Source organism: Alteromonas sp. Cnat3-28 (genome assembly GCF_022348265.1).
Classification (GTDB): Bacteria; Pseudomonadota; Gammaproteobacteria; order Enterobacterales; family Alteromonadaceae; genus Alteromonas; species Alteromonas macleodii.
On record NZ_JAKREY010000042.1, the window covers coordinates 1 to 7,090 of the forward strand.

Annotated in this window: 12 protein-coding genes; all 12 read right to left on the reverse strand. The window is 42.5% G+C overall.

Going from position 1 to position 7,090, the window contains the following annotated elements:
* Positions 1-233: 233 nt before the first annotated feature.
* On the reverse strand, positions 234-701 hold the full coding sequence (locus MHM87_RS19555; protein WP_239260811.1) for a GNAT family N-acetyltransferase: 468 nt from the start codon (positions 699-701) through the stop codon (positions 234-236).
* A gap of 118 nt (positions 702-819) precedes the next feature.
* Entirely contained in the window at positions 820-1,152 is a 333-nt protein-coding gene (locus MHM87_RS19560) for a hypothetical protein (protein WP_014998550.1), read from the reverse strand.
* 199 nt (positions 1,153-1,351) lie between these two features.
* Entirely contained in the window at positions 1,352-1,570 is a 219-nt protein-coding gene (locus MHM87_RS19565) for a PspC domain-containing protein (RefSeq protein ID WP_239260813.1), read from the reverse strand.
* 153 nt (positions 1,571-1,723) lie between these two features.
* On the reverse strand, positions 1,724-1,957 hold the full coding sequence (locus MHM87_RS19570) for a hypothetical protein (protein ID WP_136783865.1): 234 nt from the start codon (positions 1,955-1,957) through the stop codon (positions 1,724-1,726).
* Between the two features lie 564 nt (positions 1,958-2,521).
* On the reverse strand, positions 2,522-2,767 hold the full coding sequence (locus tag MHM87_RS19575) for a hypothetical protein (RefSeq protein ID WP_239260815.1): 246 nt from the start codon (positions 2,765-2,767) through the stop codon (positions 2,522-2,524).
* Positions 2,768-2,895: 128 nt separating this feature from the next.
* Positions 2,896-3,309 (reverse strand): ankyrin repeat domain-containing protein, encoded by a 414-nt coding sequence (locus tag MHM87_RS19580; RefSeq protein WP_239260817.1) that lies wholly within the window; start codon positions 3,307-3,309, stop codon positions 2,896-2,898.
* Positions 3,310-3,445: 136 nt separating this feature from the next.
* A complete protein-coding gene (locus tag MHM87_RS19585) occupies positions 3,446-3,634 on the reverse strand; it encodes a hypothetical protein (protein WP_239260819.1) in 189 nt (62 codons plus the stop codon).
* Between the two features lie 139 nt (positions 3,635-3,773).
* Positions 3,774-4,007, reverse strand: a complete 234-nt coding sequence (locus tag MHM87_RS19590) for a hypothetical protein (RefSeq protein ID WP_239260821.1) — start codon at positions 4,005-4,007, stop codon at positions 3,774-3,776.
* Positions 4,008-4,585: 578 nt separating this feature from the next.
* Positions 4,586-5,005: a hypothetical protein gene (locus MHM87_RS19595; RefSeq protein ID WP_239260823.1), complete on the reverse strand. Its 420-nt coding sequence runs from the start codon at positions 5,003-5,005 to the stop codon at positions 4,586-4,588.
* 126 nt (positions 5,006-5,131) lie between these two features.
* Positions 5,132-5,806 (reverse strand): hypothetical protein, encoded by a 675-nt coding sequence (locus tag MHM87_RS19600; RefSeq protein ID WP_239260825.1) that lies wholly within the window; start codon positions 5,804-5,806, stop codon positions 5,132-5,134.
* A gap of 123 nt (positions 5,807-5,929) precedes the next feature.
* Positions 5,930-6,223 (reverse strand): HigA family addiction module antitoxin, encoded by a 294-nt coding sequence (locus tag MHM87_RS19605; RefSeq protein ID WP_239260827.1) that lies wholly within the window; start codon positions 6,221-6,223, stop codon positions 5,930-5,932.
* Positions 6,223-6,501, reverse strand: a complete 279-nt coding sequence (locus MHM87_RS19610) for a type II toxin-antitoxin system RelE/ParE family toxin (protein ID WP_012517116.1) — start codon at positions 6,499-6,501, stop codon at positions 6,223-6,225. The genes MHM87_RS19605 and MHM87_RS19610 overlap by 1 nt, the downstream gene beginning before the upstream one ends.
* Positions 6,502-7,090 lie beyond the last annotated feature (589 nt).

Here is a 7,090-nt window from a genome sequence, read left to right on the forward strand (position 1 = left end):
CTTCGAAGGCACACGAACTGCGCAATAATCCATGCCCTCAGCCCAATTCTCTAGTTCTGCATCAAAACTGAAAAGCTTGCCTACTAAAGATTTATCTATCATCGTCAATTCTCAATAAATGCATAACGCCCGCTTAACAGGCGCAAAATGCTTGGCTAAAATTAGGAACGAAGTGACGCAAGCCAAGCTTTTTGCGTCCTTGTTGAAGCGATTGTTAGGCAAACGGCCCCGATTTAGGCACTTGGCACCTTTAGCTCATAGCTCGTGTATTTTTGACCAAACATTGTACTTTCGAACACCCGCGATGCCATTTTTTTAAGAAATTTGTATTCAGGACGGGTGTTAAACAAATGCAAAACAACATGACTGTGACCCAACCCTGAAGCCCATACCATCATGTCTTTGAACACGGCAACACCAACACCCCAATAGGCTTCATTCAAAACTATTGCGAGCTCATAAGATTCATTTTCAAACTGGATTCCGCACCAACCAGCAACAGCCCCATTTACACGGACTCCTCTTACTTTACATCCGTCAGTTGAATCAACGCTAACCTTACTAGAAATCCATTCTGCTAAAGATTGGTCATTAAACTGGTTGTGCGTTACCAAATGCTCACGAATCTTGTCCCTATTTAAGATTGAAAGCAATTCACCCCGATCAAGATCCTGCAAATTTGTATATTCTATTTTTGTCATAGGTGGACTTAATATTGCCTAACTTTCCAATAACGGGCGCAAACATGTGGGGCATAATGGCGCAGCCGCCCCACGTGTATGCGTCCCAGCGAACGTAGTGAGTGAGTTTATTGGGTTGTTATATGCCTTGTTTATTAAACCTGATGACATCTTTGTGTAACCCATAAGACATGCTCAATCCAAGCGTGTCGTTAAAATAGAACTGAATATATCCATTATTGAGCCTAGCTTCCCAGTTACTGATATTGTCGTAGCGAGAAAGGTATAGATTTACTTTTTTCTGTCTCCCAAGGTTCCAAGACCTTCCAATGGGATCGTCGTACCAAGCACTTGAAACAATGCCATCCGTTTCATAAATAGCTACATTGTAAGCTGCATTTGAAACTTTATATTGCCTTTCCTCTTCGGACTCAAAAAAGACGGGGCTGCCAACCTTTTTTAATATAGCCAATCCATCTTCTATTGGAATGTCTAAAGGTACGTGAGGGCTTTTGAGTTTTTTAAACCAGATAATGTCCGTATTCCTTTGGCATATAACTTTTCAATAACGGGCGCAGACATGTGGGGCATAATGGTGAAGCCGCCCCACGTGTTTGCGTCCCAACGAACGAAGTGAGTGAGTTTATTGGGTTGTTATGTACGACACAAAACTACCGTCTAAACTCATTCAAATCAAAATGGTTTGGGGGTGGAAATAGAAAAGCTAAAATCGTGTAAATAACTACAGCGAAGCCAAAAGAGAGAATACCAAATATTACCCAACCAGCTCTAGCTCTTGTGGGTGACCATCCAACAAATTCTCCCATTCCTGCTGCAACCCCTGCTAAGAGATTGTTTTGTGACTTTTTTAAGCAACGAAATCTAGACATTAAACATCCTTTTAACTTAATTTTCCTACAAGTACATAACTTTCCAATAACGGGCGCAGGCACGTGGGGCATAATGGCGAAGCCGCCCCGCGTGTATGCGTCCCAGCGAACGAAGTGAGTGTGTTGATTGGGTTGTTATGTGAATTTGCTGATTTAATCTTGAAAGTCCTCGGGTATCTCTTCTTTGAAAAGATTGATTGCTTGTTCGACTAGTTCTAAATCTAGCTGATCTTGGAACAGACTAACTTCTCTTTTCTTTTTGGTGTCGTCCCGGAAGATTTCCATGACCATATTGTTACCTACATATATTTCGACGCCAATACCATCGCGAGCACCAGTGTCACTAGCTATAACGTAATGTTCTATTTTTGAAAACTTCTCACTCATGTAGAAACCCACGATTCACATAACGCTAAGCTTTGGGGCGCTAACATGGGGCTATAATCGCGAAGCGGCCCCTTGTTAGCGTCCCAGCGACCGAAGGGAGTGCCAACAGCGTTTTGTTAGGCGTACAACTGAAAGTACGCAGCTTTGCTGCCACCACTAGCCGATAAGGCCACTTATTTAAATTGTTGAAATAAAGATAAAACAACCCTGTGCGAAATGCCAGATGTTAACGGCATTGCTGGATAAAAGAGCGAGTTTAGAAAGCTGGTGATGCAGAATGTTGGCGTTGTGATGTTGATTAAACGCGCGTTTCTAAAGCCGTTGAAACTACCGAAAAAGCAAGCTGTAAAGATTACCTAGCGAAACAACCTTGATGCTGGAGTGTCACGATTAAACCCACTTTTTATGGTGTCAGTAAATGACGCCTAACTTTTAAATAAGGGGCGATAACGCGTAGGGCATAATAGCGAAGCGGCCCTGCGTGTTAGCGTCCCAACGAGCGCCAGCGAGTGACTTTATTTGTTTGTTATATGCGTGCATAAACAACCTTGAATTCAGTGCTCGTTATCTTGGTCTACTGAATGGGTTTATTTGAAAAGGGTTTTTACTATGTTTGCCTGCATTCCAAAACCCCCAAGCGAGTAGTGCAATTAAAACTGCCTTAGCACAGCCAAGCAATACAGCAATGATGTCTGGTAACGCAAGTAAGCTTTGAATAAATTGTGTTACTGCAAAAAAGCTACAAATGAACGAACCAAGCAGTGCGAATGCCTTGGTGACTGGACGAAAGGCGTTGCTTTGTTTATTCATTAAAATTCCTTTTTCAATTTCCTAGAAGCATATAACGCCCAACTAAGGGGCGATAACACATGGGCTAAAATTAGGAACGAAGTGACGTAGCCCATGTGTTAGCGTCCTAGCGAGCAGCGCGAGCGCCTTTAGTTTTTTGTTATGTTGCATTTGTTAAAAAGAGCCACAATACTCGAATTTTCCACTACTTGAGCTAGCGATCTTGGTGTAACACCATGGTTATTAACTGTATCTGGATTAGCGCCATAAACCAATAATAGAGAGATAATGTCATTATTATTGTTGGAATAAAAAACAGCTTTATGAAGAGCGCTATTACCGTTTGATTCAAGTAAGTCTGTGTCAGCTCCATTTTCTAGTAAAGCTTTTACAGCAGTATACGATTGTTCCTGTACTGCAAAATGTAGCGCGGACCATCCATTAATATCCTGTGCATTAACGTTAATTCCCTTATCGACTAACTCTTTGATACCTGCTGGATGTTCTGCAATAGGTGAGTCGATGATCAGGTAATGAAGCTTATTCCTTCCGTAAGAATCCACATTTACCCCGCAACATAACTTTAAGCTAAGGGGCGCAGGCACGTGGGGCATAATGGCGAAGCCGCCCCGCGTGTAAGCGTCCCAGTGACCGTAGGGAACGGCTTGAGCGTTTTGTTAGCTGTACAAGTTGCCAAAATTAGCCTCCTGCCAATTTGAACAAGAAATAAAAGAATCCACAAAATAATAGAATGCCAGCTATTACCATGATGGTAAGTGCCTTTGATCTTGACATTGATTCAAGTAAACCAACTTCGGTTTGCATTCTAAAAAGGTCTGAGATGGAAGAGGATTCCTTCAGCTGCGGTTTAGAATTTTGTTTTTTCATACAACCTCCTGTTGTGAATTTTCCGGGTACAGCTAACTTTTAAATAAGGGGCGATAACGCGTAGGGCATAATAGCGAAGCGGCCCTGCGTGTTAGCGTCCCAGTGGGCTTTAGCCCACGACTTTATTTGTTTGTTATACCTACCTTTTGAGTAAAAACAACCTTGCTAAAGCAAGCGCTACGAAAATAAGAGCCATTGGCAAGCCATAAAAAAGAGCGATAAGCTCTGGATAGCTTTCACTCTGCTTCCCGCCTAAACGCCACAGGATTGGAGTAAATGACAAAAGAAGAGTTACCGTTAAAAATATAAAGGAAGCAAGAACCAACCTTTTTCCTTTTAACTTCCTCTTTGTATTTTGCGCTGAACTTTCCATTTCTTATTAAATGTTTTTTTCCTGATAAAGGGTATTTTGACGAGCAAAGGTATAACGCCAAGCTAAGGGGCGATTGCACGTGGGGCATAATAACGAAGTGGCCCCGCGTGTAAGCGTCCCAGTGACCGAAGGGAACGGCTTGAGCGCTTTGTTAGAAGCAGAGCCTGTTCCGTTGGCCTTTTTAAAACTATTGAAGCCAGCATACGATTGATTGTTAACGCAAACAAGTGAAACGACAGCGCGGAGATGTTTTTGATTTGACAGAAGCAAGCCGCCATTTGAATTAACAAACGCATTGGCGCTTGCTGATCCAAAATAAGAACTTGGCGATAAAGCGCCTAATGCGCAACCTTTGAATTTAAAGCGGCGACATTAAAACTACCAAAAGCCAGAGCGATGCTAGTGAAGAAAGATGAGGGTAGTAGCATTGGGATTTTTATACAGCCAAACGCAGTTTAGGCTGACGCCTTCTAACTTTTAAATAAGGGGCGCAGACGCGTGGGCTAAAATGCGAAGCAGCCCACGTGTATGCGTCCCAGCGAACGAAGTGAGTGACTTAATTTTTTTGTTAGGTGCGTTTATGAAAAATGACACAGACCTGCCTTCTTAATGTAAGGCGCTAAAGCCGCTATCGTTGAGTTGTCACGATACCAAACAATGTAGGTATAATCCCATTCCTCTGAGATAACGCATTCTAGTTCTGGAACTACAAACTGATAAAACTGTGAAGAGTCTTTATTCAATGATTGCTCATAGCTATCAAGAACAGCTGAAACGTTGGTAATTTTAGTTAGAGTTTCAGTGTTGCAATTTACCTTTTGAATTTGAAACTTACTTTCTAAAAGAACTAAGAAGTTGTGGAATCTTTGCCACTCATGCTCAGTTACCGAATCCAGTTTGTGTTGGTTGTTTTTACCAAGCCAACCAGACCATAAGGAAATGTATTCCTTTTGAAATTCCGACTTTACTTCCGAATCCTGAAAATATTTGTGATACATGGTTTTACTTGAAGCACCTAACGGCCCGCATAACGGGCAAAAATACGTAGGCTATAATACCGAGCGAAGCGAAGGGAGCCTACGTGTTTTTGTCCCAGCGAGCCCGCGAGCGAGTTTATGCGTTTGTTAGGTGCGTTTTAGTTTAAAAAGCCCTTCTTTTTTCGATAAATAACAAAGTGCCACAATTTGAGCGGCACAGATACCTAAAACCAATGCGACTGCGATTTCATAAGAAAATCCGATGTTAACAAGACAAATTATTGGCTCAGGATGAATCCCACCCATAAAAATGAGATGCGGCATTTTGAAGAAAACGGGAAACACTGTATAGCAAAGTATGTCGTAGAACAAAAATGTACCACTCGCTGCAAATGCTCTATAAACCCCCTTTGGCTTTACGAAGTAAAGGTATAATGTACAAAAAAGAGAAGCTAAATAGGTGGTGCCACTTCCCATGAGACCGACAATTGGCTGGAAGACATCTTCTTGGGATGTGCTGTTAGTAACTACTTTAAGCTCTGGGGTGAGTTTTAATGATTGAGAAAACTCAGGAAATTCAATCACAAACCTAGGTGTCTCTGGCATAAAGCTGACATAGGCAACCGAACTCCCAGGCCAGGCTGTAGTTGAAACGGTTGCACCAAAACTAGGGAACAGTTCAATACCGGGCCAGATATTGATAATTGGTGTCCCAAGCCCGAAGACTACTCCCGTATAAGCATGACCAGCTTCATGAATCAGAACAGACGCAAGAAAATAAAAAAACAAAAGACTGGCAAGCAACAAAATCCTTTTTAACATAAGTAGCTCAATCCTTTTAGCACCTAACTTTTAAATAAGGGGCGCAGGCATGTGGGGCATAATGGCGAAGCCGCCCCGCGTGTATGCTTCCCAGCGAACGAAGTGAGTGACTTGATTTTTTTGTTAGGCGGCATGCAGATCTATTGGCTGTACGTTATCCAAGTTGATGCTTTGCTTTGCCTGCCAGAGTTCATAGTTGTCTTGCATACTAAGCCAACTTTCAGGGCTGCGCCCTAATACCTTTGATAGCCTTAATGCCATTTCTGGCGTTACTGCACTTTTCCCCTTAACGACGCGATTGAGTGTAGAAGCGGCAACACCAAGATGTGTCGCAAGTGTCCGGCAACTTATGCCGTGTGGCTCCATGTAAATGGACTCAATAAATTCACCGGGATGTGGTGGGTTATGCATATTCATTAGTGATAATCCTCGTAATTTAAGATGTAAGCATTACCATCCGTGAACTCGAAAGTTACTCTCCAATTACCGTTAACTGATATCGACCAAATATTTGACCTTTCTCCTTTAAGTTGGTGAAGAGAAAATCCGGGCAAATTAATGTCATCGATATCTTGTGCGGTATGGATAGCAGCTAACTGCATGCGAAGTTTTTTCGCATGCTTAGTCTGTATACCTGAAGTTTTCCCTTTTTCGAAAAAGAGCTTCAGACCCTTATGTTTAAATGACTTAATCATAGGAAGAGTGTAGCGTATTGCGCAACGCGGTGCAACTTATCGCCTAACACCCGCATAAAGGGCGATAACACATGGGCTAAAATTAGGAACGAAGTGACGCTGCCCATGTGTTAGCGTCCCAGCGACCGAAGGGAGTGCCAACAGCGTTTTGTTAGGCGTACAAAGGAACGTACGCAGCTTTGCTGCCACCACTAGCCAAACAGACCGCGTGTTTAAATTATTGAATTTAAGATAAAACAACCCTGTGTGAAATGCTAGATGTTAACGCCAATGCTGGATAAAAGAGGGAGTTTAGAAAAGTGGTGATGTTGAATGTTGGCGTTGCGGTGTTTAAGAAAAGCACGTTGCTAAAGCCGTTAAAACAACCGAGAAAGCTAGCCGCAAAGACGACCTAGCGAAACAGCCTTGAAGTCGGAATGTCACGGTTAAAACCACTTTTTTATGCTGTAAGTAAATGACGCCTAACACCTAAATATGGGGCACAAACAGGCAGGCTATAATGGCGAAGCCGCCTGCGTGTTTGTGTCCCAGCCCGCCTGCGGGCGACATAATTTTTTTGTTAGATTTACTTACGTGACTACGCATAAAA

What these genes read in the sequence shown, in the direction of transcription:
- MHM87_RS19555 (WP_239260811.1), bottom strand. Translation starts at nt 701, where the DNA reads ATGACAAAAATAGAATATACAAATTTGCAGGATCTTGATCGGGGTGAA.
- MHM87_RS19565 (WP_239260813.1), bottom strand. Translation starts at nt 1,570, where the DNA reads ATGTCTAGATTTCGTTGCTTAAAAAAGTCACAAAACAATCTCTTAGCA.
- MHM87_RS19570 (WP_136783865.1), bottom strand. Translation starts at nt 1,957, where the DNA reads ATGAGTGAGAAGTTTTCAAAAATAGAACATTACGTTATAGCTAGTGAC.
- MHM87_RS19575 (WP_239260815.1), bottom strand. Translation starts at nt 2,767, where the DNA reads ATGAATAAACAAAGCAACGCCTTTCGTCCAGTCACCAAGGCATTCGCA.
- MHM87_RS19585 (WP_239260819.1), bottom strand. Translation starts at nt 3,634, where the DNA reads ATGAAAAAACAAAATTCTAAACCGCAGCTGAAGGAATCCTCTTCCATC.
- MHM87_RS19590 (WP_239260821.1), bottom strand. Translation starts at nt 4,007, where the DNA reads ATGGAAAGTTCAGCGCAAAATACAAAGAGGAAGTTAAAAGGAAAAAGG.
- MHM87_RS19595 (WP_239260823.1), bottom strand. Translation starts at nt 5,005, where the DNA reads ATGTATCACAAATATTTTCAGGATTCGGAAGTAAAGTCGGAATTTCAA.
- MHM87_RS19600 (WP_239260825.1), bottom strand. Translation starts at nt 5,806, where the DNA reads ATGTTAAAAAGGATTTTGTTGCTTGCCAGTCTTTTGTTTTTTTATTTT.
- MHM87_RS19605 (WP_239260827.1), bottom strand. Translation starts at nt 6,223, where the DNA reads ATGAATATGCATAACCCACCACATCCCGGTGAATTTATTGAGTCCATT.
- MHM87_RS19610 (WP_012517116.1), bottom strand. Translation starts at nt 6,501, where the DNA reads ATGATTAAGTCATTTAAACATAAGGGTCTGAAGCTCTTTTTCGAAAAA.